This is a genomic window from Vibrio sp. R15-SG3-ISO1B (assembly GCF_059833835.1).
The window spans coordinates 15196-37726 of record NZ_JCBDGG010000001.1; the positions used below are offsets into that span (position 1 = coordinate 15196).

The window sequence follows — 22531 nt, forward strand, 5'->3', positions numbered from 1 at the left end:
ATTACGGAATAAGGAATAATTTTTATCGGGCTAAAAAGAAAAACGGCACCTAAAGGCGCCGTTTGTAAGGAAATAACTAAATTAAGTCGTTTTATGCCTCGATTTGGGCTCCGTTTGGTGTCCCGGTGATCACGACATCCGCGCCGCGATGAGCGAATAGGCCAACGGTCACGACGCCTGCGATGGCATTGATCTGATCTTCGGTCTTTTTAGGTTCAACAATCTTCATATTGTGAACGTCGAGAATGATGTTGCCATTGTCGGTCAGAACACCTTCACGGTAGACAGGCTCACCACCAAGTTTAACCAGCTCACGTGCAACGTAAGCGCGAGCCATAGGGATGACTTCAACAGGCAATGGGAATTGACCAAGAACGTCAACGGCTTTGGTGTTGTCGACAATACAGATGAACTTGTCGGAAATCGCCGCGACGATCTTTTCACGAGTCAGTGCCGCGCCGCCACCTTTGATCATTTCACGTGCTGGGTTGATCTCATCCGCGCCATCGACGTAAACATCCAGTTTGGTCACGTCATTGCAATCAAACACTTCGATACCGAGTCCTTTGAGTTTCTCGGTGGAAGCTTCAGAGCTGGATACGGCACCTTTGATGTCGTCTTTCATTGTGCCCAATGCATCGATGAAGTGATTCACAGTGGAGCCCGTACCCACACCGACAATGCTGCCTTTTTCGACATATTGTAGTGCAGCCCAGCCGGCTTCTTTTTTCATTTCATCTTGAGTCATGCCCATCTCCTAAATGCGGTGTAAATATCGGTGAATTGCGCGCGATTATAGCCGCAAATGGCGTCTATTCCCAATCCCATATCCGACTTGGGGTCACTATTTTTGGAAGTGGCACGTCCCATTGCTCAGCAGGTAGGACATCAACGTGTTGGCAATCATGGGCTAAGCCAATTGGCTTTGCGCCTTGCGAGCAGGCAAACCATTTGGCTAAGGTACGATCGTAGTAGCCGCCGCCCATGCCAAGGCGTTGGCCACTGGAGTCAAACCCGACCAAAGGTGTGCAGATTAAATCCAGTTTTTCTACCGGGATGACTTGAGTTTGGTCAAGCTTGGGCTCTGGAATGTAGAAGCGGTTTTCCACTAACGGCGTGTTGGCGTGATAGTGCAAAAACAGCAGGTGGCCTTTGGAAAAAGGATGCAGCACAGGGAGATAGGTTTTTTTACCTTGTTGCCATAGCCATTCGATTAACGGCATGGTGTCAATTTCGCCGTCCGTTGAGAGATAAAGTGCGATGTGCTCGGCAGAGGTGAGCTCTGGAAGTGATGAAAACTGATGCACGAGATCAAGCGCGGCGAGGTGCTGCACATCACTGGCAAGTTGCTGTCGTTTTTGGCGGATGGTTTGACGAAATTGTTGTCGAGACTCAGACATGCTGCGTTACCCCTATCAAAGGGTAAATCCAACGCATGTTGCGCAAGGAGGATACCCCAGAGTGCCGTTGGAGATGTTGACCCTTGAACCAGCTGGTTCAAGGCGGATCAGCAATGATAACCGTAGGCTTCTCGGTGCATGCCGAGCTTGCTCAATAGCTATCAAGTACCGACCCTTGGGTATTGCTTATCGGCTCAGGGACTAATCCCCTCACGCACACTCCAGGGTAAATTCTTGATTATTGCTGTCCTGGCTTTACTTTATTCAATGCATCGTCAATCGATGCGGTGAGCAATTCCATGCGCTCACACATGTGATTCTGTTGCTCTTCCACAGTATCACGGGTTTCGAGTTCATGACAGAAGTTCAGCGCGACGAAGGTCAGCAATTGCACTTCATTGGTCATTTTAGTTTTTGCGGTCATCTCTTTTAGGCTTTCATCAAGGCGCTTTGCAGCTCGACGTAGTGAGTCTTCTTGTCCCGCAGGGCAATTCACTCTCGTCAGCTTTCCTAAAATTTCGACATCTACCGCTTGATTACTCATATCAATTCAAATATTCCGATTAAGATGACAATCCAGCGCCCTACGCAATGTCACCGAGGAGGAAACTATAGGAAAAGCCTAGATAAGATTCAAGCTTTTCACGACCGACTCGGGTGTAAAAAGACACGAAATGGACAATTTGCGTAAAAGCTATTCACTATTGTCGATTCGCGCGTTTTCGCCAGGTGTGGTAAGTGTTAGGATTAGTCCCATTCCTGTAAAATTTGGGTCATTTCTATGAGCAATAAATCCCTACCAGATTACCTCTCTCTCGCTAGCGAACTGCAAAGTGCCGGATTAGCTGTAAACCCTTCTGAGCTACACGGCTTATTGACGGGCATGCTCAGCGGTGGCTTGAGTCTGACTGATAAAAGCTGGCAGCCGATGCTGTTTGACTACACCAACGAAGGCATGGGATGGCCAACCAGTGCGTTAGCACACGCGCAAAAGACGTTGGATGTGACGGTTGCAGATATGACCAGCGCCAGCTTAGAGATGGCCTTGCTATTGCCCGATGAGGAGGCCAGTGCTTCGTTGTTTGATATGGCTGATGGTGTGGCCGATTGGGTAAACCATTTTATCTCTGGGCTTGGCTTGGTAGGCACCAATTTGAAAAAAGCGTCTCAAGAGTGCAAAGAAGCCCTAGCGGATCTTGAGGAGATCTCGAAATTGGGTATCGACGAAGATGATGATCTGCAAGAGCAGGCCGATCTACTTGAGCAAGTGATCGAGCACATCAAAGCGTGCGTACTGACGATTCATGCCGAGTTCGGTCAAAAACCGAGTACGCCCGAGCGCGCACCTACGATCCATTAATTCGTCAGTAAGGAATCAGGATGAAGCAGTATGATGTGGTGATATCAGGGGGAGCCATGGCGGGAATGACGCTGGCTCTCGCGCTGGATACTCTGTGTCATGGTGAGTTGTCGATTGCGGTTGTGGAGTCTTTCGAGTCCGATCACAGTCGACACCCTGGCTTTGATTCGCGTTCGATCGCGCTCTCTTATGGCAGTGCGAAGCAGTTGAAGCAGTGGGGGCTGTGGGCAGCCATCGCGCCAGTGGCAACGAGCATCAATCATATCCATGTCTCTGATCGCGGCCATGCAGGCATGACGTCGATCAGAAGAGAAGAGATCGGTGATCAAGCGTTGGGCTACGTTGTCGAATTGGCCGATGTTGGGCGTATTTATCACCAACTGGTCAGTGAGCGCCCCGCGATTACGCTCTACTGCCCAGACTCCGTGCTACAACTTGAGAGAAGTGCTCAGCACGTTGAGATCGCCCTCTCTAGTGGCGAGCATATTCGAAGTCGATTGCTGGTTGCGGCAGACGGTGCGTTATCACCGAGCTGCGATCAAGTGGGGCTGACCCTCGATGAGCATGACTTTGAGCAAGTGGCGATCATTGCCAATATTCGTGCTCAGCAGCCTCATCATGGACAGGCATTTGAGCGCTTTACTGAAAGCGGCCCTTTGGCGCTGTTACCTATGTCTCAAGAGCGGTTGTCTTTGGTGTGGTGCGTCAAACCTGATCGCGCTAGCGAGTTGCTTTCCCTCTCTGACAGCGTGTTTTTAGCTCAGCTACAAACGGCGTTTGGTTGGCGACTTGGCCAGTTGCAACAGGCTGGCCAACGCGCCAGCTATCCACTGATTTTGCGTACTCGTCGACAAACGATCGCCCATCGTATCGCGGTGGTGGGCAACGCAGCGCAAACCTTGCACCCTATCGCAGGGCAAGGGTTTAACCTAGGTATCCGAGATGTGGCGACGCTGGCTGAGCTGATTGCGGGCGCACCCAACGATCCTGGGCACTATGATCTTTTGTCCAAATATCGCCAGCGTCGAGAAACGGATCGTGAGCAGACCATTGCGTTGACCGCCGGTCTGGTTCATACCTTCTCGAACGATTACTTAGCCATGCGAATTGGTCGAAACGTCGGACTGGCGGCAATGGAGTGGGCGCCGCCAGTGAAAAAGCCATTTTTACAACGCACATTGGGTTTGGTGGCACGTTAACCGGCCATCACATCGTAGAAAAGAAAGGACAGTTCATGCAAAGTGTTGATATTGCTATCGTTGGTGGCGGAATGGTTGGTCTAGCGTTGGCCGCAGCGCTCAAAGAGACCGATTTGCGGATTGCCGTGATTGAAAGTCAGCAACCCGAGCCTGAGCTAGGAGCATTGCCGGACGTGCGCGTCTCTGCGCTCAGTCGTTCCAGTGAACTTCTATTGCGCAATATTGGCGCTTGGGATGGCATTATTTCAAGACGTGCAGCGCCTTATCAAGCGATGGAAGTGTGGGAGCAAGACAGCTTTGCACGTATCGAGTTTGATGCCACGCAGCTCGCCCAGCCCGATCTCGGCCATATTGTTGAAAACCGAGTCATACAGCTCGCGTTGCTTGAGAAAGTGACGCAGCAAGCCAATGTATCAATGTTTATGCCGGCCAAGTGTCAAACCCTTGCGGTCGGTGAAAGCGAAGCGTGGTTGACGTTGGATGATGGTCAAGCATTGACGGCCAAGCTGGTGGTTGGCGCAGATGGCGCGAACTCTTGGGTTCGACAGCAGCAAGATATTCCATTGACCCATTGGGATTATGGCCATAGTGCGGTGGTGGCGAGTGTCGTCACAGAAGATGAGCATCAAAGAGTCGCTCGGCAGATTTTTACTGCGCAAGGGCCGCTTGCGTTTCTTCCGCTTAATGATAGTAAGATGAGCTCGATTGTCTGGTCCACCGATCCGAACCGAGCTCAGCGCTTAGTCGAGATGAGTGACACTGAGTTCAACAAGCAGTTGATGGTTGAGTTTGACGGGCGGCTAGGGCTATGTGAAGTGCAAGGTGAACGCTTCGCCTTTCCTCTTAAAATGCGTTACGCACGAGACTTTGTTGCTGAGCGTATCGCCTTAGTGGGCGATGCCGCGCACACCATTCACCCATTAGCCGGTCAAGGCGTGAACTTGGGCTTGCTGGATGCGGCTAGCCTAGCGCAAGAGATCGTCGAGATTTGGCAATGCGGTGAAGATATTGGCCGCAAGCGCAATTTGCGTGCTTATGAACGCTGGCGTAAAGCGGAAGCGGCGAAAATGATTGCCGCCATGCAAGGATTTAAAGATCTGTTTGCCGGCGATAACCCTGCGAAGAAACTGGTGCGAGGGATTGGTATGTCTTTGTTGGGGCAACTACCGGGCGCAAAAGATGAAGTGATGAAGCGCGCACTTGGGCTTAAAGGCAATCTCCCTGAGTTGGCCAAACGGGCTCGAACACTTCAACACGATTAACCTCACTCAGTGCTTTTATCAATCGCCCATAGCCGGGAAAAGAATAAAGGGTTGGCCACTAGCCAACCCTTTTACTTTACCTCTTTGAGTGTTCCACCCGCGCTCATTGGCGGTATGGAAACGCTCAAGCGTACGCGCAACGGAGCTTCATAATTTCTTGATTCACTTCCTTCACCGCTTTGAAGTGTTTGCTTTCTGCTTTTGCGGGTAGGATGAGCTTGCCATTATCAAACTCAAAACCTCCGACTCCGTAGATGTAGATTCTTCCCTTAAATAGCCGACTCACGTGTTTAGCAATCATACTTGGTGTATAGCGCTTAAACAGTCTCATACGTTGTTCCTTTTCTTTAGCAAGCACTGCGAATCATACTAAATTCCCCAATTATAATGTGTGATTGTTATGGGGGAATATGCAGTTAAAGTCTTTCTATTTGGATATTTGTGTTGCTGTAGGCAAATTTACGGATAAATATCCAAATTGGTGTGATTGTTACCTCATTTATGTTCTGTCGATTCTGTTCGGTTTGGGGTTTCTCAACGTCGGCAATTAAGCCAGAGCAATATGACAGAAATAAGAATAGCCCAAACTAATAGGAAAGTGTTAGGAAATTGTTAACTGCCAGAAAAAATGCCCGCACAAGGCGGGCGAATAGTCACAGATGCATTACACAAAAAGTGGATGTCCTGAAACAATCAGTGGATTCACTTTTTTGTTGGAGAAGGATTACACTACGCGCTTTACACTAGGTGAATAAAATCGCAGTGCCAAGCAATACATCTTAATTCGCTCGATTCTTAAACCAACGCGAGCAGGATACTGCATTTTATTTCTGGTGACTATATATGCTTTAAAAATGAATAAAAATTTTTAATTAGTGATTGCTAATTGCGATCTATATCACACATTGTCTGAAAATGAGAGCTGTGTATCAAGTATGAATGATATCTGATACCAAGGGTTGGCAAAGCTTAAGCAGGTCGTTGCACTGAAGAGCGATACCTGCAAGGGGAGAACCACTACTAATGGTGACAATGGGTTCATTAAGAATGTGAGCATCGAACAGGATCGGCATTTCCTGAGCGAGTAGTAAAGGCACTACAGCTCCGATAGGGTAGCCGGTGATAGTGGGGACATCGTCTATCGGAACGCAAGTCATGCGGCGCCAATTGAGCTGCGCTCTCACTTTTTTCGGGTCAACGCGGCAGTGCCCAGGGGCACACGCCAAGGCGTAGCGATCGCTCATATCACGCAGCAAAATAGACTTAACCATTTGGGCTGGGCGCACGCCACGTTGCCTTGCTGCCTCGTCAATTGTGATCGCTTCGCTCTCGTGAGGCAGCAAGCGATAGGGCACCTGCTGCTGCTCTAGAAATTGCGTGACTTGAGTACGGATACGCTTACGCCTCGTCAAGTGAGTATGGCAACGGTGCAAACGTCAGACGAGAGTGCTCAAGGTGCTTGAAACGAAAGGGCGTCTCTGCTTCTAGATTGTTTGGCAGCACCGCTAACGCGAGGCACACGCCATCGGTGTATTGGTAGCTCGCCAATACATGGCCCGCACTGCGCCAGTTGTCACCGACCGCACGCTCAAGTTCCGCGTTTTCTTCCAGCACTGCATCGCACTGGCCTTTTAAAATAAACAGGGCTCGCTTGTTGATGCCACGGTATTTCGCTCGTGCTACGGTTTCTTGTCCGGTGTAGCAGCCTTTTGTGAAACTAATCCCGCCGAGCGCTTGAAGGTTCAGCGCTTGAGGAATGTGCTCATTTTGCTGTGTTTGAGTAAGGCTAGGGCTGGCTGACTGAATGTCGTACAGGCGCCACAGTGACTCATCGCTCTTTTGCCCTTCAAAGGCATCGACGATTTGAAATGCCGTCTCTTCATTGGTGATCACAACCCAGCGCTGCTGACCGATACGTACCGCGCTGCCTTCGCGTAGCGAACGCACATCACCGCGCTCTTGAGTCAAAGTATCAATAAATGCATCGGCGGCACTGCCCATCACGCCGAGGAGTGTTAGCGAACTTTCACTGAACTCCACTTTGGAAAAAATGGCGTATTTTTTTAGCTCGGCGATCTCTTTCTCAACTAAAGCCTTAGGCTGAAACATCCCATAACCTTGTTGGTGATGAAAGAGATGAAACGCACTCCATACCTTACCTTTCGCATCGCAATGGGCGCCGAGGCGAACTTCATCTTGCGCCAGAGTCACGACGTCACAGGTCAACTGCCCTTGCAGGTAAGACTTACTGTCTTGGCCGGTTGCCTGAATCAGCGCCCAAGACTCCAGTGGGGCTATGGCAAGCGAAGGAAGAGCGTCTTGCGAAGAGAGTGGGAGTGGCGAAAATGTCGTGTTCCAGTCCATAGTTGACTACCTAATGAGTAATGAAGGTGACTTAATTGGGCTATCATAATGCCCCTCTGCGCCCTGAAACAACCTTTGTCTTCAACAGCAAGCGTTCGGACTGTGACTGAGTTAGTAGTTGCAAAGTGCTTTGCTTGTTACACTCGGCTAAAACAACCGACAAGGTGAGGAATAAATAGAATGTACACCGCGGAAGAGAAAGCGCGTATCAAATGGGGATGTCGCCGAGGAATGTTGGAGCTGGATGTGGTCATCATGCCGTTTTTCGAAGAGTGCTTTGATAGCCTACAAGAAAACGAACAGCGTGATTTTGTGTCACTGCTGGAGTGTGATGATCCAGACTTGTTTACCTGGATAATGGGACATGGTCGCAGTGAAAACTTAGGTCATGCAGCAATGGTGGACAAAATTGTCGCCCATAACCTCAGTAAGGTACGTTAACTCCCCTTCATCCATGAGCGTTTACGCTCATCCTTCTTTTATGGCCGCTCAAGTCAACGTCATTGTATCGATGTTGACTTGCTGTCTGCTCATCACAAGCGCCTTACCTTTAGTTGTGACGCCTATTGTGTTGTTGCCTCTGTTTCGATGGGCCAACTCAGACGGGATGCTCCAGGAGTCTCTAAAGGGGGCTATCACATTTGATGCTTATTTTTGCTATCACTACCAAGGTCGACAGTTTGGGATCAAAGCGGTCTCCACCGCTTTGTCTGCGTGGGCGCTGTGTTTGACGCGTAGTGACGGTAAGCGTGTGTTGTTGTGGCGAGACAGCCTGCCCGATGAGCACTATCGACATTTGCTGGTGGCGTTGCGTCAAACCAAGTTGCAGCAAACAAAAAGGGAGCAGCGCGCTCCCTAGTGTTAATTTTTGATCGACTGACGTCTATCTGGCACGAGAATGGTCGGGCCGCTGTCTTTGGCCAGTTCAGGGTAGTCGAGGGTGTAATGCAAGCCGCGACTCTCTTTACGTTGCATGGCACAGCGCACCATTAACTCAGCCACTTGGAGTAGATTTCGCAATTCCAACAGGTTATTCGAGACTTTAAAGTTGCTGTAGTACTCATGTGTCTCTTGCTGAAGCAGTTGGATACGGCGCATGGCGCGCTCTAAGCGTTTGTCGGTACGGACAATGCCCATGTAATCCCACATGAACAGGCGCAGTTCATGCCAGTTATGTTGGATCACCACCTCTTCGTCTGAGCAGCTGACTTGGCTTTCATCCCAAGCCGGTAAGTTCGAGGCCAGTGTCGCCGATGGCAGTTTCTCAATGATGTCTTGTGAGGCAGACCATGCATACACCACACACTCGAGCAGAGAGTTCGAGGCCATGCGGTTGGCACCATGCAAGCCGGTGTAACTCACTTCACCGATCGCATAAAGCTGCGCCAAATCGGTTTGACCATTGAAGTCGACCATCACGCCACCACAAGTGTAGTGAGCAGCCGGAACGACAGGAATCGGCTCTTTGGTCATATCAATGCCAAGATCGAGCAAACGCATATTGATGGTTGGGAAATGCTTTTCGATAAAGTCTGCCGGTTTGTGGCTAATGTCGAGATACATGCAATCGGCACCTAGGCGTTTCATCTCGAAGTCGATAGCGCGAGCCACCACATCTCGAGGGGCCAGCTCTTCTCGCTCATCGAAATCGGGCATAAAGCGGGAACCATCGGGGCGGCGCAAGTACGCACCTTCACCACGCAGTGCTTCAGTGAGCAAGAAGTTTCGCGCCTCTGGATGATAGAGACAGGTTGGGTGGAATTGGTTGAACTCTAAGTTCGCCACTCGGCAGCCTGCACGCCACGCCATTGCGATACCGTCACCGGATGAGACGTCAGGGTTTGAGGTGTATTGGTAGACTTTAGAGGCGCCGCCGGTGGCTAACACCACAAACTTTGCGCGCACGGTTTCGACGTGTTCTTGGTTACGGTTCCAAATATAGGCGCCGATGACTTTGTCTTTATCACCGCCTATTTTATCTTCTGTAATGAGGTCGAGCGCGTTATGGCGTTCGAGCACCGTGATGTTTGGGTGGTTGTGAGCGTTGTCTTGCAGCGACGTTTGCATTGCCATGCCCGTCGCATCGGCAGCGTGCAAAATACGTCGGTGGCTGTGGCCGCCTTCTCGCGTGAGATGGTAGCGAGGCGATTCGCCATTGCCGTCGTCATCTTCTTTGTCGAAGGGTACACCACCATCAATCAACCACTGTACGCATTTTTTTGCATTTTCGGCGATAAATTTGACGCTTTCCTCTTCGCACAATCCTGCACCAGCGATGAGGGTGTCTTGGACATGGGATTCAATACTGTCTGATTCGTCGAAAACGGCGGCAATGCCTCCTTGTGCATAGTAAGTCGCGCCTTCACTACGCGGTCCTTTGCTCAATACAATGACCTTGCCATGCTCCGCCACTCTAAGCGCCAATGAAAGACCCGCAGCGCCGCTGCCCACCACTAACACATCACATTGATGTTCACGGTTTGTGTTCATAAAACTGTTACGTTCCCGAGTTAATTTGTACCCGACAAAATCCATCCTCCACGGTCAGCTGTCGCGTACGGGTAGCCATGAATTGCAATAAAAGCTTGCTCTGGCTTGCTATCATAGCACCGCCAGTGGTGCAATTCTTCGTAAATTACATTGCTTTTCCCCTTGGCACTGCGCACAATCAAATCGTCTTCGTGGCAAGGGCATCACTTCTCAAAAAATAGTGAAATTTGTTTTGAACTTTATTTTTATTACTAGGTCACAATAGTGCTCAAGTAAGCAGTGGTGTCAATACTACATTTTGCATAATTAATGCTCATATCTGAGAGGATAAGAGTCGATAACAATAGGAGTACCCGCTCGAATGAACGAGCAGCTGACCGATCAAGTATTAATTGAGCGAGTTCAGAATGGAGATAAGCAAGCGTTCAACCTGTTGGTGATTCGCTATCAAAACAAAGTCTGTAACCTTATCTCCCGCTACATCAATAACCCAGGGGATGTCCCGGATGTAGCACAAGAAGCATTTATTAAGGCGTATCGAGCCATCCCAAGTTTTCGAGGCGAGAGCGCGTTTTACACTTGGTTGTATCGAATAGCCGTTAATACTGCGAAAAACCATATTGTTGCCCAAGGTCGCAGACCACCCGCGCAAGATGTGGATACTGAAGAAGCTGAATATTACGAAAACGGTAGTGCGCTGAAAGAAATATCGAACCCTGAGAATTTAACGTTGTCCAATGAATTGAAACACGTTGTTTTCAGTGCGATTGAAGCACTGCCTGATGATTTAAAAACCGCGATGACGTTGCGTGAGCTCGATGGCTTGAGCTATGAAGAGATTGCTGCGGTTATGGATTGCCCAGTAGGAACCGTACGTTCGAGAATATTCCGTGCTCGAGAGGCGGTGGAGAAGAAAATCCAACCGCTAATGCAACGTCAATGATAGGTAAATGACAACCCTAATGCCTGATAGATAGGATTAATGGTGAATGATAATGGCTGACAAAGAGAAACTTTCAGCGCTCATGGATGGAGAGTTGGTGGACAAAGGTCTGATTGCAGAGCTCGAGCAAGATGCGTCCAGCCAACAAGCTTGGAAGCATTACCATCTCATTGGTGATGTCATGCGTGGCGATGCGCCGCAAAAGCCTGAATGGAATATCGCAGACAGCGTCGCTTTGGCTTTGGAGTCTGAGCCTGCGCATTCGACTCTGCAAGATACGTCAGTGCGAGAGATCAACGAGACTGCGGTAGAGTCGCAGCCGACGCCTGCTCAAGCCCGTCGTCAGTTGCCTGCATGGCTCAATCAGTTTGGCCAAGTCGCGGTCGCGGCTTGCGTATCGCTGGCCGTTATTTTAGGCGTTCAGCAATACGGTGGGTCTGACGCCGCTGCGCCAGAATCAGACCAGTTACCTGTTTTGCAAACCATTCCGTTTGCGGGCAGTGCAGAGCCGGTCAGCTTGACGCGTTCGTCGGTTGAGCCGCAATCCAGTACGGCGAGTCAAGTCGATGTGCAAGAGCAACGCCGTCGCATAAACGCTATGTTGCAAGATTATGAACTTCAGTTGCGTCTGAACAGTAAAACAGAGCAGATGAATGACCACCCAGAAATGGTAGTTGAATGAGAAAAATCCTGATCAGTGCGCTGGCACTGTTCAGTTTGAATACACCAATCGCCTTTGCAGCCGATGACGCTGCGAAGGCGTTGTTGGATCAAATGAACGATGCCAGCCAGCACCTCAATTACGAGCTTTCTTACATCCTGATCAAGAAAAACAGTATTGAGCCTTTGCTGTACCGTCACGCGCGAGCGGACGACCAACAACTTGCCCACCTTGTCTATCTCAGTGGGCCTATCCGTGAAGTGATTCGCCGTGGCAATGAAGTCAGCTACATTGAGCCTGGTGTCGAACCGTTTACGATTGAGTCGGGTGAAATTGTCGCCCCCACCATCCCTTTGCTTAATGCCGACGTTGATGAATTAAGCCAATTCTACGACTTCGTCCAAGTGGGCCGAGCTCGCGAGGCTGGTACGGCGTGCCAAGTGCTGCGTGTGGTACCCAAAGACGGATTGCGTTACTCCTACGTGCTGTGGGTCGATGAGAAAACGCATTTGCCTCTAAGAGCGGATCTGGTGGATCGTGATGGCGAAGTGTTAGAGCAATATCGCACCATTTCCTATAGCGTCAACGACCATATCGGCACGATTTTAAGTGGTTTGAATGAGGTAAAATTGCCAGAGGTTCTTTCACTGCCCAAAGGCAGTTTAGACAATCCTAATTGGCATGCAGACTGGATTCCAAACGGCTTTGAGCCCAAAGAGCTCAACCGTTATCGTATGGCGAACACTGAGCGCATGGTGGAGAGTCAAATGTACAGCGACGGTCTGTTCAGTTTCTCGATTTATGTCTCCGACAGTGACAACTTGTCACTAAAAGGGCAACTTGTTCGTCAAGGTCGAAGAACGTTGCACAGCTTTGTTAGTGGTTCAGCGGAAATCTCTGTGATTGGCGATATTCCTCCTGCGACGGCAAAACGCATCGCTCAGTCCGTCACGATTGATGCTTCAAGGCACAACCAATGATGACGGCATTGGCGACCGTCTCCTCGGTCAAGGCGCACCATGGCGGATTTCACGTGGAGCTGAGCTGTGAGCAGCAGACCAGTTGCAGCAGTTGCTCGTCGCAAAAAAGCTGCGGCACGGGGATTGTGTCGAAAGCGGTTGGCAATAAATCACTCTACTGGCACTTAGAGACCAAACAAGCGGTACGTGAAGGGCAGGTGGTGGAAATTGGCCTGCCTGAGAAACGCGTGTTGCAGTCGGCCGCGCTGGTCTATCTGTTGCCATTGTTTGGTTTGATCCTGGGGGCTTGGCTTGGCTCCGCTCTCATCGCGCCTTGGTTTGACCTTGGCGAGGGCGTCGTCATTTTGTGCTCCGCACTGGCAACGGCAGCGGGTATCCTCTTTGCCAAGACGTTCGCCTCTCATCTTGAGCGACAGTCGTCGCAACAAGTCACTTTGATACGGATTCTGGGTGAGCCAATTAGCTAGTGCGTAGCGCTTAGAAATTGGGTAGAATCTGCCAACTTGTTTGAAATGCCGTCATATGACGGCTTTCTCATACCAATCTGGATAACTCTCTGAACTGAACTGCTCAGCAGAGGGTTATTTCGATTGGTATTTCGTCCCTATTTGAAAGAGTTTAGTCACACCAAATCATGAAGCACATTCGTAACTTTTCGATCATTGCCCATATCGACCACGGTAAGTCGACCCTATCAGACCGTTTAATCCAAGTTTGTGGTGGTTTAAGCGACCGTGAAATGGCCGCTCAGGTTCTCGACTCAATGGATCTGGAGCGTGAGCGTGGTATCACCATCAAATCGCAGAGTGTGACACTGAACTACACCGCTAAAGACGGTGAAACTTATCAGCTCAACTTTATCGACACTCCAGGGCACGTTGACTTTGCCTACGAGGTGTCGCGTTCTTTGGCGGCTTGTGAAGGTGCGCTGTTGGTGGTGGATGCCGGTCAAGGCGTTGAAGCACAAACCCTAGCGAACTGCTACACCGCGATCGAAATGGATCTGGAAGTCGTGCCTATTCTGAACAAGATTGACTTGCCTGCCGCTGATCCTGAGCGCGTTGCCGAAGAGATCGAAGAGATCGTCGGGATTGATGCTATTGAGGCTACTCGCTGCTCAGCGAAGACGGGTCTAGGTGTCGAAGATGTGCTGGAAAACATCGTTGCTGCGATTCCAGCGCCAGAAGGCGATCCCGATGCACCTCTGCAAGCGTTGATCATCGACTCTTGGTTTGACAACTACTTAGGTGTCGTCTCTTTGGTGCGCATCAAGAACGGTCAATTGAAAAAGAACGACAAGATCAAAGTGATGAGCACAGGTCAAACTTGGGGGGTGGATCGTTTAGGTATTTTCACGCCAAAACAAATCGATAGCGACATTCTTCGCACTGGCGAAGTCGGTTGGGTTGTGTGTGGTATCAAAGACATCTTGGGCGCGCCTGTTGGTGATACGCTGACTTTGGCGAAAAACGGCAGTGAAAAACCACTACCGGGCTTTAAGAAAGTCAAACCTCAGGTGTATGCGGGTCTCTTCCCTGTCTCCTCAGACGATTACGAAAACTTCCGTGACGCGCTAGGTAAACTGAGTTTGAACGATGCCTCTTTGTTCTACGAGCCAGAAAACTCGGCGGCACTGGGCTTTGGCTTCCGTTGTGGTTTCCTTGGCATGCTGCACATGGAGATCATTCAAGAGCGTCTAGAGCGTGAATACGATCTTGATCTTATCACCACTGCGCCAACCGTAGTGTACGAAGTGGAAAAGACCGACGACACGCTGATCTATGTGGATAGCCCAGCAAAACTGCCGGCGATCAACGATATCGAAGAGATTCGTGAGCCAATTGCACGTTGTAATATTTTGGTGCCTTCTGATTACTTAGGTAACGTGATTACCTTGTGTGTTGAAAAGCGCGGCGTTCAAGTGGATATGGTGTACCACGGCAACCAAGTGGCGGTGACTTACGATATCCCGATGGCAGAGGTGGTGCTTGATTTCTTCGACCGCTTGAAGTCTACCTCACGTGGTTACGCTTCTCTGGATTACAACTTCCAACGCTTTGAAGCGTCTAACATGGTACGTGTGGATGTACTGCTCAACGGTGATAAAGTCGACGCGCTGGCGCTAATCACGCACAAAGATCAATCGCAAACTCGCGGCCGTCAGCTGGTGGAAAAAATGAAAGAGTTCATTCCACGTCAGATGTTTGATATTGCGATTCAAGCGGCGATCGGTAACCACATCATCGCTCGTTCTACGGTGAAGCAGTTGCGTAAAAACGTTATCGCTAAATGTTACGGTGGTGACGTGAGTCGTAAGAAGAAACTACTGAAGAAGCAAAAAGAGGGTAAGAAGCGTATGAAGCAGATCGGTAACGTCGAGCTGCCACAAGAAGCGTTCCTTGCTATTTTGCACGTAGGCAAAGATTAAGTTTGCCCATCGGTAAAGATTGAGCGCGATAGTGGGTCGGCGATGTTGACTGGCTTTAGCGCCAACGTTTTGAGTGAAAGGGGCTACCCTTTCACTTTCGTATTTTTGAGATAAGGGAAGTCAATGGCGAACACATTTTCACTCATCCTAGTCATCGTCACTTTGGTGACTGGTATTGTTTGGCTACTGGAGAAGCTGGTTTTTGCTAAGCAGCGTCAACGCCAAGTGATGGATATCGAAGCACAAACCACAGGTTTGGATGACGCGACGTTAGCCAAAGTGAAAAAGCAGCCTTGGTGGATCGAGAACAGTGTCTCCATCTTCCCCGTGATTGCGATTGTGTTGGTGCTGCGCTCGTTCATTTATGAGCCGTTTCAGATTCCATCAGGCTCCATGATGCCAACGCTATTAGTCGGCGACTTTATCCTGGTTGAGAAATACGCTTATGGACTCAAAGATCCCGTTTGGCGTACGCAACTGGTGGAAACAGGCAAACCGGAGCGCGGTGATACGGTCGTCTTTAAGTATCCACCACAACCGAGCATCGATTACATCAAACGCGTGGTCGGCCTTCCGGGTGATACCGTGCGTTACAGCAGCAAAAAAGAGATCTGCATTCAGCCACAAGGTGAGAGCACTTGCCGCCAAGTGGGATTATCGAATGTGGTAGAGAGTCCGTTTATTCAAGACGGCGTACCACTTATCCAACTGAATGAAGAGTTGGGTGAAGTGGAGCATCAAATTTTGGTTAACCCACTTCGCCGTGATCGCGTGTCGGCGTATCAGCCACGCAGTGGTGTGAACGAGTGGGTTGTACCGCAAGGGCACTATTTTGTCATGGGTGATAACCGTGACAACAGTGCTGACAGCCGCTACTGGGGCTTTGTTCCAGAGGCCAACCTCGTTGGCAAGGCCGTTGCAATTTGGATCAGTTTTGAGTTTGATCGTGGTGCAGACAGTGTCTTGCCGACTTGGATTCCAACTGGTGTGCGTTTTAACCGCATTGGTGGCATTAACTAGCTTGTTTATAGCACAAACTATCGAGAGAGCATGAATTCTCCAATCACTAATCTAGAAAACAGACTCGGCTATCCGTTCAACGATGCCGAGTTACTCCAACTTGCGCTGACACACCGCAGCGCAAATGGAAAACACAATGAGCGTCTTGAGTTTCTGGGCGATTCAATTTTAAGTTTTGTCATTGCTGACGATCTTTATCACCGCTTCCCTAAAGTGAACGAAGGGGACATGAGCCGTATGCGTGCGACCTTAGTGCGTGGCAATACGCTAGCGGAACTGGGTCGAGAATTCGAACTCGGAGATCACTTAAAATTAGGTCCAGGTGAGTTAAAAAGTGGCGGTTTCCGTCGTGATTCCATTCTTGCCGATGCCGTAGAGGCGATCATTGGGGCGATATACTTGGATAGCGATATTGAAGTGGTCCGTAGGATTATACTCAGCTGGTACCAGAGTCGTTTGGATGCCATTAAGCCGGGGGTATCGCAAAAAGATCCCAAGACGCGTTTGCAAGAATTTCTGCAAGGGCGAAGAAAACCGCTTCCTGTCTATACAGTGACTACTATTAAAGGTGAAGCACACAACCAGCAATTTACGGTTTCGTGTGAAGTGGCAGGTATCGGAGATCCTGTCATTGGCAAAGGCACCAGCCGCCGCAAGGCAGAACAAGCGGCTGCGGAATTAGCGCTAGAGCAACTTAACAATGACTGACTCAACCGACAACAACGAATTTGATATCGATGCGTTCTTTTCATCAAGTGGTGAAACCGCGTCGCCAGAGAACCAACACTGTGGTTTTATTGCCATTGTTGGCCGACCGAATGTTGGCAAATCGACACTGCTGAATCGCATTCTAGGTCAAAAAATTTCGATAACTTCACGTAAACCTCAGACTACGCGCCACCGTATCATGGGTGTGGATACAGAAGGGGATTACCAAGCGATTTATGTCGATACCCCAGGGCTACACATTGAAGAGAAACGCGCCATCAACCGTTTGATGAACCGCGCGGCCAACTCTTCATTGAGTGATGTCAATCTGGTGTTTTTCCTCGTTGATGGCACCCACTGGACCAAAGACGACGAGATGGTGCTCACCAAGTTGCAGAAGTCGAACTTCCCTGTTGTGCTGTGTGTCAACAAAGTCGACAACGTTCAAGATCGCAACGAAGTGATGCTGCACATGATGGATCTGTCGAAGAAGATGGAATTCGTCGATGTGGTACCGATTTCGGCCAAACACGGTAAAAACATTGATGTGCTGCGCAAGCATGTCCGTGAACACTTACCTAAAGCGGCCCATCACTTCCCTGAAGAGTATGTGACTGACCGCTCTCAGCGCTTTATGGCATCTGAAATTGTGCGTGAAAAGTTGATGCGCTTTACTGGCGAAGAGTTGCCTTATTCGGTGACGGTGGAAATCGAGCGTTTCGATTACAACCCAGACACCGACGGTTTCCACATCAACGCACTGATCTTGGTGGAACGCAGTGGCCAGAAGAAAATGGTCATCGGTAAAGGCGGCGAGAAAATTAAGACGATTGGTCGCGAAGCGCGCCTCGATATGGAAGAACTGTTTGGCCGTAAGGTCTACTTAGAAACGTGGGTCAAAGTGAAATCGGGTTGGGCGGATGACGAGCGCGCACTGCGCTCTCTCGGTTACATCGACGATCTTTAACCGTTGGCTCTCTTAGCGCCTCGCTAAGAGAGCATTCTCCTCACTGGGTTGACGAAGGATCGTAACCTCGTGTCTGTTATGATCAAAGGCTATGTCATCAGAAGGTTTACAACGCTGCTTTGTACTTCATCGCCGACCCTATAGTGAATCGAGCCTGATTCTTGACGTCTTCAGTGAAGAGTATGGCCGCATCACTTTGATGGCAAAAGGCGCGCGCAGCAAACGTTCTAACCTCAAAGGGGCGCTGCAACCCTTCACACCACTACTATTGAAATGGTCAGGCAAAGGTTCAATGAAAACGCTGCGCCAAGCCGAGCCTATCAGTTTAGGTCTCCCTCTCTTTGGTATTCATCTCTATTCTGCTATGTACGTCAATGAGTTGATTGGCCGAGTGTTAATGGCCGAAGTGGCGATGCCTGCTCTGTTTCATGACTACCTGCATGCGTTGACGGAGTTGGCGCAAAGCGAGAATCCAGAGCCTGCTTTGCGCCGCTTTGAGTTGGCGCTGCTGTCGGCGATGGGGTATGGCGTGGATTTTTTACACTGTGCGGGCAGTGGCGAGCCAGTCTCACCGGAGATGACCTATCGCTATCGCGAGCAGAAGGGATTCATTGCCTCAGTGAGAAACGACAACCTGACGTTTTTAGGCAATGAACTGATCGCGATCAGCGAGCGTCGCTTCACCACAAAAGAACAACTCAAAGCGGCAAAACGCTTTACACGACTGGCCTTAAAGCCGTATCTTGGCGGCAAACCTTTAAAAAGCAGGGAACTTTTCATCGCAAGGGTTCCCAGAGCACGGAGTATGGAATAATGAGCTCAATCTACCTTGGCGTGAACATCGATCACATCGCAACTCTACGTAACGCACGCGGGACAAAATACCCAGACCCTGTCCATGCCGCAGAAGTGGCTGAGCGCGCCGGTGCAGATGGGATCACCATCCACCTACGCGAAGATCGCCGTCACATCAACGATCGTGATGTTCGTATCTTACGTGAAACGATTCAAACGCGAATGAATCTGGAAATGGCCGTTACTGATGAAATGGTCGAAATTGCGCTGCAAACCCAGCCAGAGTATGTCTGCTTGGTGCCAGAGAAACGCGAAGAGCTGACCACTGAAGGTGGTCTGGATGTGGTAGGTCAACTTGAGAAAATCAAAGCAGCGACCCAAAAACTCACCGATGCCGGCATTAAAGTCTCTCTGTTCATTGATGCCGATCGCCAGCAAATCGACGCCGCAAAAGCGTGTGGTGCACCCTACATTGAACTGCACACCGGCCACTATGCAGATGCAACCAATGATGCAGACCAACAAGACGAACTGAAAAAGATCGCCGCAGGCGCCAGCTACGCCGCCGATCTCGGCATTACCGTGAATGCCGGGCATGGTCTCACCTATCACAACGTGGCTCCGATTGCGGCCATTCCAGAAATGTACGAGTTGAACATCGGTCACTCTATTATCGGCCGCGCGGCCTTTGACGGTTTGGCAAAAGCCGTGGCTGACATGAAGGCCATTATGGTCGAAGCTAGAAAGTAGTCACTATGGCGATCGTAGGATTAGGCACAGACATTGCGGAAATCGAGCGAGTGGAAAAAGCCCTCGCTCGCAGTGGTGATGCGTTTGCCCAGCGAATCTTAACGCCGCCTGAGCTCGATACGTTTCATACCATTAAACAGAAGGCGCGTTTTCTCGCCAAACGCTTTGCTGCGAAAGAAGCCGCATCAAAAGCATTGGGAACGGGAATCGCGCTCGGCGTGACCTTTCAAGACTTTACCATCAGCAATGACGAACTCGGTGCGCCTGTCCTAACGCTGGCCAATAAAGCTTTAGCATTGGCGAATCAAAAGCAGGTGGCGCATGTCCACCTGTCGATCTCTGATGAGCGCCACTATGCGATGGCGACGGTGATTTACGAATCGGCCTGATGTCAGGCCGAGACCTAATTAAGTGCTAGGTAGTGGGCCGACGCCTCGGTCACTTTTTCCATCTCATCTTGCAACTCAAACAGCTCCGGCTCCACCTCTTCAATACTCGCGTCTGAGCGCAGCGCTTTCTCTAGTGTCGCGCAAATCGACTTAAGACGTGGTACACCGCAATATGAACTGCTGCCATGGAGTTTGTGGACATGATGAATCAGATTCTCTCGACCTTCTTCATCCCCATCCCCCGTGAGCGCCTGTTCGACAACCGAATTGACCTCGGGAATGTAGTCGACCAGCATTTGCAACATCTCTTTGGCAAGCGAGGCTTTGTTGGCGGATTGCTTCAGCGCGGCGGGCCAGTCAATGACGATTTGGCTATCACTCGTTGACGGTGTGCTCTGCACATCCGGTGTTGTGTGGACTGAAAGATCGAGCTTTTCCAACTCTTGCACAGTAGCATTGGGGTTCCAGTGCATCAACACCTGCTGCAATACATGCTCTTCTATTGGTTTGGTGAGGTAGTCATCCATGCCGGCTTTGAGTAGGCGGTCGCGCTCGCCTAGCATGGCATGAGCGGTGACAGCGATCACCGGAGTCTGCTCATTGAGCGGCAGTTTTTTAATCGCTTTGGAGGCGGTAACCCCATCCATTTTCGGCATTTGAATGTCCATAAGGATCATATCAAAATGCTGATGTTCCGCCTGCGCGACGGCGTCTTCGCCATTGCTACAGGTGATCACTCGCTCAACGCGCTCTTTGAGTAGGGCGGTGATGAGTTTCAAGTTCGCGGGATTATCATCCACCGCCATCACCGTCAGTGGCAATTTATCGGTGCTGACAGGCGTACTGGGCTCCAGTATAGGCAGCGCCTCTTGGTTCGCGGCTAACGTCTGTAGAAGCTTACGGCGTGACAATGGTTTGGTGATGCAGTGAACTTGATACTTTTGAATCAAGTGATCAGACAAAGCAAGGGCGGTACTTGGCATGCCGAGGACAACGTGCGGCGCGTAGGCCATGGCGCGTTCCACCAAGCTTTCTACTTCGCTAACGGTGTTATCTTGGCTCGGAGCCAGATTAAGCAGCACGTAATCATAGTTGGCGGCTTCTTCAGGCATCGACGAGCGGTAAGTGACCGACAACCCTTCGCGAGTCAACATGTTTTGTACGATCGAGGCCGCTTGCATATTAGGTTCAATTAGCAGCAACTGGCGCTGCGCTAGGGCTTGCGCTTCGATGAGATCGCTCACCGGCATATCGGTGGCATGCAATCTCAAGGTAAACCAGAAGGTAGAGCCTTGGTGCAAGCGACTGGTTAGGCTGATTTCACCGCCCATTTGACTGACGAGTTTCTGCGTGATGACCAGCCCAAGCCCGGTGCCACCATAGCGGCGCGAGATGCTGGCGTCTGCTTGACTAAAGGCTTGGAAAAGCTGCGCTTGTTGACGCTCTGAGATACCGATACCCGTGTCGCGTACCATAAATTGCAACTCGACCACGTCATCGCGCTGTGAGCGAAGTTCGACGCTGATATCGATGTTGCCACGCTCAGTAAACTTGATGGAGTTGCCCACCAGGTTGGTCAACACTTGTTGGATGCGCAGCGGATCGCCGGCGAGACCCGCCGGAATTTTCGGATCCACTTTGAGCGTCAACTCTAGCCCTTTTTCATGGGCGCTGGTGGCTTGCAGGCTAACCACCTCTTCCAGCGACTCTTGGAACTCAAAAGGAATATTCTCCAGCGCCAGCTTACCTGCTTCAAGTTTCGAGAAATCAAGGATGTCATTGATGATGTTGAGCAAGTTGTTGGCGGAGCGTTCGATGGTCTGCAAGTAATCGGTTTGGCTGTTGGTGAGTTTGGTTTTCAACATCTGGCGAGTAAAACCGATCACACCATTGAGCGGCGTTCTTAGCTCGTGTGACATGTTTGCCAGAAACTCGGATTTCACTCGCGCCGCTTCTTGCGCGCGTTTTTTCGCAATATCGAGCTCGACGTTTTGGATCTCAAGTTGTTCAAGGGTTTCGCGTAGATCGGAAGTGGCTTGGTCGATGCTGTGCTGCATTTCCACATGGTATTCCGACAGCGAGACCGCCATTGCGTTGATGCCGTTTTTCAACGAGTCGAGCTCGCCGTGCATTTTGCCTTCGATACGCACATCCAAATGCCCGCGACGAATGCGATCCACCATGTTTTTCATGTGAGAGATCGGACGGGTAACGTCGTACATCAAGCGGTAGGCGAAGACGGCGGATAGGCCGAGTCCGACGAGCAACACTAACGCAGCGGCAAAAATCTCTTGATACTGCTGCAAGCGCAGCGAAGAGAGATCGAGCTCAATCGAGACATAGCCGAGTGCTGGTGTGGTACTTTGCCCTTCGAGTGTGGCGGTTAAGCCCGCCTCAGAGATAACGGGCGCGCGAAGAATTAAGGTGTTGTCGCGCAAATCAGAGGTGAGTAGCAGCGGGATGGGCTCTTGTTTTGGAAAGGTCAGCGACTCGAAGTTAGGGTGAAAGTTCGAGGTCACGAACAGATCGTGCTTGTAATCAAACACGGCAATACTGCGGACAAATTTCGAGTTCTTACGATGCGCAAAGCTGATGATGCGCCTGACGGCTTCGCGGCTGTTGTTGCGAAGCCCATCTTCACTGGCAATCGCCAAAGGCTCAACGATATTTAAACCTGAATTGATGACCTGAGTTTCCAAATCGTGATAGCGATTAAAGGAAAAGAAGGCGGTCAGTAGAAGACCGATGATCAATGTGGGGGCGAGAGTAAGAGAAATAACGCGGGCGCGTAAGCCATATCTGGTCATTATTGTCT

The 22531-nt window shown here is 50.3% G+C and carries 24 protein-coding genes and 1 other RNA gene; 16 read left to right on the plus strand and 9 right to left on the minus strand.

The annotated features are described in order from the left end of the window. Positions 1-91: 91 nt before the first annotated feature. The 4 genes from rpiA to AC6R0S_RS00080 form a co-directional block, all read right to left on the minus strand. Entirely contained in the window at positions 92-748 is a 657-nt protein-coding gene (rpiA, locus tag AC6R0S_RS00065; protein ID WP_334554155.1) for a ribose-5-phosphate isomerase RpiA, read from the minus strand. Between the two features lie 64 nt (positions 749-812). Then, a complete protein-coding gene (locus AC6R0S_RS00070; protein ID WP_500633014.1) occupies positions 813-1400 on the minus strand; it encodes a 5-formyltetrahydrofolate cyclo-ligase in 588 nt (195 codons plus the stop codon). Between the two features lie 49 nt (positions 1401-1449). Beyond that, a non-coding RNA gene (gene ssrS / locus AC6R0S_RS00075) (6S RNA) lies at positions 1450-1631 on the minus strand. A gap of 7 nt (positions 1632-1638) precedes the next feature. Continuing rightward, positions 1639-1944, minus strand: a complete 306-nt coding sequence (locus AC6R0S_RS00080) for a cell division protein ZapA (RefSeq protein ID WP_334554159.1) — start codon at positions 1942-1944, stop codon at positions 1639-1641. Positions 1945-2181: 237 nt separating this feature from the next. On the opposite strand from AC6R0S_RS00080, the gene AC6R0S_RS00085 reads away from it, so the two are divergent. Genes AC6R0S_RS00085 through AC6R0S_RS00095 form a run of 3 tightly spaced genes read left to right on the plus strand, consistent with a single transcriptional unit; the run spans position 2182 to position 5221 of the window. Then, positions 2182-2760, plus strand: a complete 579-nt coding sequence (locus AC6R0S_RS00085; RefSeq protein ID WP_500636954.1) for a YecA/YgfB family protein — start codon at positions 2182-2184, stop codon at positions 2758-2760. A 20-nt stretch (positions 2761-2780) separates the two neighbouring features. Continuing rightward, a complete protein-coding gene (ubiH, locus tag AC6R0S_RS00090; RefSeq protein ID WP_500636955.1) occupies positions 2781-3959 on the plus strand; it encodes a 2-octaprenyl-6-methoxyphenyl hydroxylase in 1179 nt (392 codons plus the stop codon). A gap of 35 nt (positions 3960-3994) precedes the next feature. Next, a complete protein-coding gene (locus AC6R0S_RS00095) occupies positions 3995-5221 on the plus strand; it encodes an FAD-dependent 2-octaprenylphenol hydroxylase (protein WP_500636956.1) in 1227 nt (408 codons plus the stop codon). A gap of 124 nt (positions 5222-5345) precedes the next feature. On the opposite strand, the gene AC6R0S_RS00100 is transcribed toward AC6R0S_RS00095, so the two are convergent. The 3 genes from AC6R0S_RS00100 to ygfZ form a co-directional block, all read right to left on the minus strand. Next, the gene (locus AC6R0S_RS00100; protein ID WP_334554167.1) at positions 5346-5552 is read right to left on the minus strand and encodes a DUF1107 domain-containing protein; all 207 of its coding nucleotides are present in this window, start codon (positions 5550-5552) and stop codon (positions 5346-5348) included. A gap of 598 nt (positions 5553-6150) precedes the next feature. Next, the gene (locus AC6R0S_RS00105) at positions 6151-6633 is read right to left on the minus strand and encodes an aminoacyl-tRNA deacylase (protein ID WP_500633017.1); all 483 of its coding nucleotides are present in this window, start codon (positions 6631-6633) and stop codon (positions 6151-6153) included. Next, positions 6620-7585 (minus strand): tRNA-modifying protein YgfZ, encoded by a 966-nt coding sequence (ygfZ, locus tag AC6R0S_RS00110; RefSeq protein WP_500636957.1) that lies wholly within the window; start codon positions 7583-7585, stop codon positions 6620-6622. The genes AC6R0S_RS00105 and ygfZ overlap by 14 nt, the downstream gene beginning before the upstream one ends. Positions 7586-7765: 180 nt before the next feature. Between ygfZ and AC6R0S_RS00115 the strand changes: the two genes are divergently transcribed. Both AC6R0S_RS00115 and AC6R0S_RS00120 read left to right on the plus strand, forming a co-directional pair. After that, positions 7766-8026: an FAD assembly factor SdhE gene (locus AC6R0S_RS00115; protein ID WP_334554172.1), complete on the plus strand. Its 261-nt coding sequence runs from the start codon at positions 7766-7768 to the stop codon at positions 8024-8026. A 13-nt stretch (positions 8027-8039) separates the two neighbouring features. Beyond that, positions 8040-8444 (plus strand): protein YgfX, encoded by a 405-nt coding sequence (locus tag AC6R0S_RS00120; RefSeq protein ID WP_500633019.1) that lies wholly within the window; start codon positions 8040-8042, stop codon positions 8442-8444. A 2-nt stretch (positions 8445-8446) separates the two neighbouring features. On the opposite strand, the gene nadB is transcribed toward AC6R0S_RS00120, so the two are convergent. Beyond that, positions 8447-10075 (minus strand): L-aspartate oxidase, encoded by a 1629-nt coding sequence (nadB, locus tag AC6R0S_RS00125; RefSeq protein ID WP_334554174.1) that lies wholly within the window; start codon positions 10073-10075, stop codon positions 8447-8449. Positions 10076-10436: 361 nt separating this feature from the next. On the opposite strand from nadB, the gene rpoE reads away from it, so the two are divergent. From rpoE to acpS, 11 genes are all read left to right on the plus strand, one after another. Beyond that, positions 10437-11018, plus strand: coding sequence for an RNA polymerase sigma factor RpoE (gene rpoE, locus AC6R0S_RS00130; RefSeq protein WP_334554176.1), 582 nt, complete (start codon positions 10437-10439; stop codon positions 11016-11018). 52 nt (positions 11019-11070) lie between these two features. Then, positions 11071-11700 carry an RseA family anti-sigma factor gene (locus AC6R0S_RS00135; RefSeq protein WP_487901381.1) on the plus strand — a complete coding sequence of 210 codons (630 nt, stop codon included), beginning with the start codon at positions 11071-11073 and terminating at the stop codon, positions 11698-11700. Further along, on the plus strand, positions 11697-12659 hold the full coding sequence (rseB, locus tag AC6R0S_RS00140; protein ID WP_500631814.1) for a sigma-E factor regulatory protein RseB: 963 nt from the start codon (positions 11697-11699) through the stop codon (positions 12657-12659). Before AC6R0S_RS00135 ends, rseB begins: the two co-directional genes overlap by 4 nt. Then, a complete protein-coding gene (locus AC6R0S_RS00145) occupies positions 12656-13126 on the plus strand; it encodes a SoxR reducing system RseC family protein (RefSeq protein WP_487901379.1) in 471 nt (156 codons plus the stop codon). The genes rseB and AC6R0S_RS00145 overlap by 4 nt, the downstream gene beginning before the upstream one ends. Positions 13127-13293: 167 nt before the next feature. Beyond that, complete coding sequence (gene lepA / locus AC6R0S_RS00150) at positions 13294-15087, plus strand: translation elongation factor 4 (RefSeq protein WP_500636958.1); 1794 nt, start codon at positions 13294-13296, stop codon at positions 15085-15087. Between the two features lie 123 nt (positions 15088-15210). Continuing rightward, complete coding sequence (lepB, locus tag AC6R0S_RS00155; RefSeq protein ID WP_500626461.1) at positions 15211-16107, plus strand: signal peptidase I; 897 nt, start codon at positions 15211-15213, stop codon at positions 16105-16107. A gap of 30 nt (positions 16108-16137) precedes the next feature. Continuing rightward, on the plus strand, positions 16138-16815 hold the full coding sequence (rnc, locus tag AC6R0S_RS00160) for a ribonuclease III (protein WP_334554189.1): 678 nt from the start codon (positions 16138-16140) through the stop codon (positions 16813-16815). Further along, entirely contained in the window at positions 16808-17782 is a 975-nt protein-coding gene (era, locus tag AC6R0S_RS00165) for a GTPase Era (RefSeq protein ID WP_334554191.1), read from the plus strand. The genes rnc and era overlap by 8 nt, the downstream gene beginning before the upstream one ends. Positions 17783-17873: 91 nt before the next feature. Further along, positions 17874-18596 carry a DNA repair protein RecO gene (recO, locus tag AC6R0S_RS00170; protein WP_487901376.1) on the plus strand — a complete coding sequence of 241 codons (723 nt, stop codon included), beginning with the start codon at positions 17874-17876 and terminating at the stop codon, positions 18594-18596. After that, complete coding sequence (gene pdxJ / locus AC6R0S_RS00175; RefSeq protein WP_334554195.1) at positions 18596-19327, plus strand: pyridoxine 5'-phosphate synthase; 732 nt, start codon at positions 18596-18598, stop codon at positions 19325-19327. Before recO ends, pdxJ begins: the two co-directional genes overlap by 1 nt. Before the next feature lie 5 nt (positions 19328-19332). After that, complete coding sequence (acpS, locus tag AC6R0S_RS00180) at positions 19333-19716, plus strand: holo-ACP synthase (protein ID WP_500633442.1); 384 nt, start codon at positions 19333-19335, stop codon at positions 19714-19716. Between the two features lie 14 nt (positions 19717-19730). Here the strand turns inward: acpS and barA are convergent, their stop codons facing one another. Beyond that, a complete protein-coding gene (barA, locus tag AC6R0S_RS00185; RefSeq protein ID WP_500636959.1) occupies positions 19731-22523 on the minus strand; it encodes a two-component sensor histidine kinase BarA in 2793 nt (930 codons plus the stop codon). Between the last annotated feature and the right edge of the window lie 8 nt (positions 22524-22531).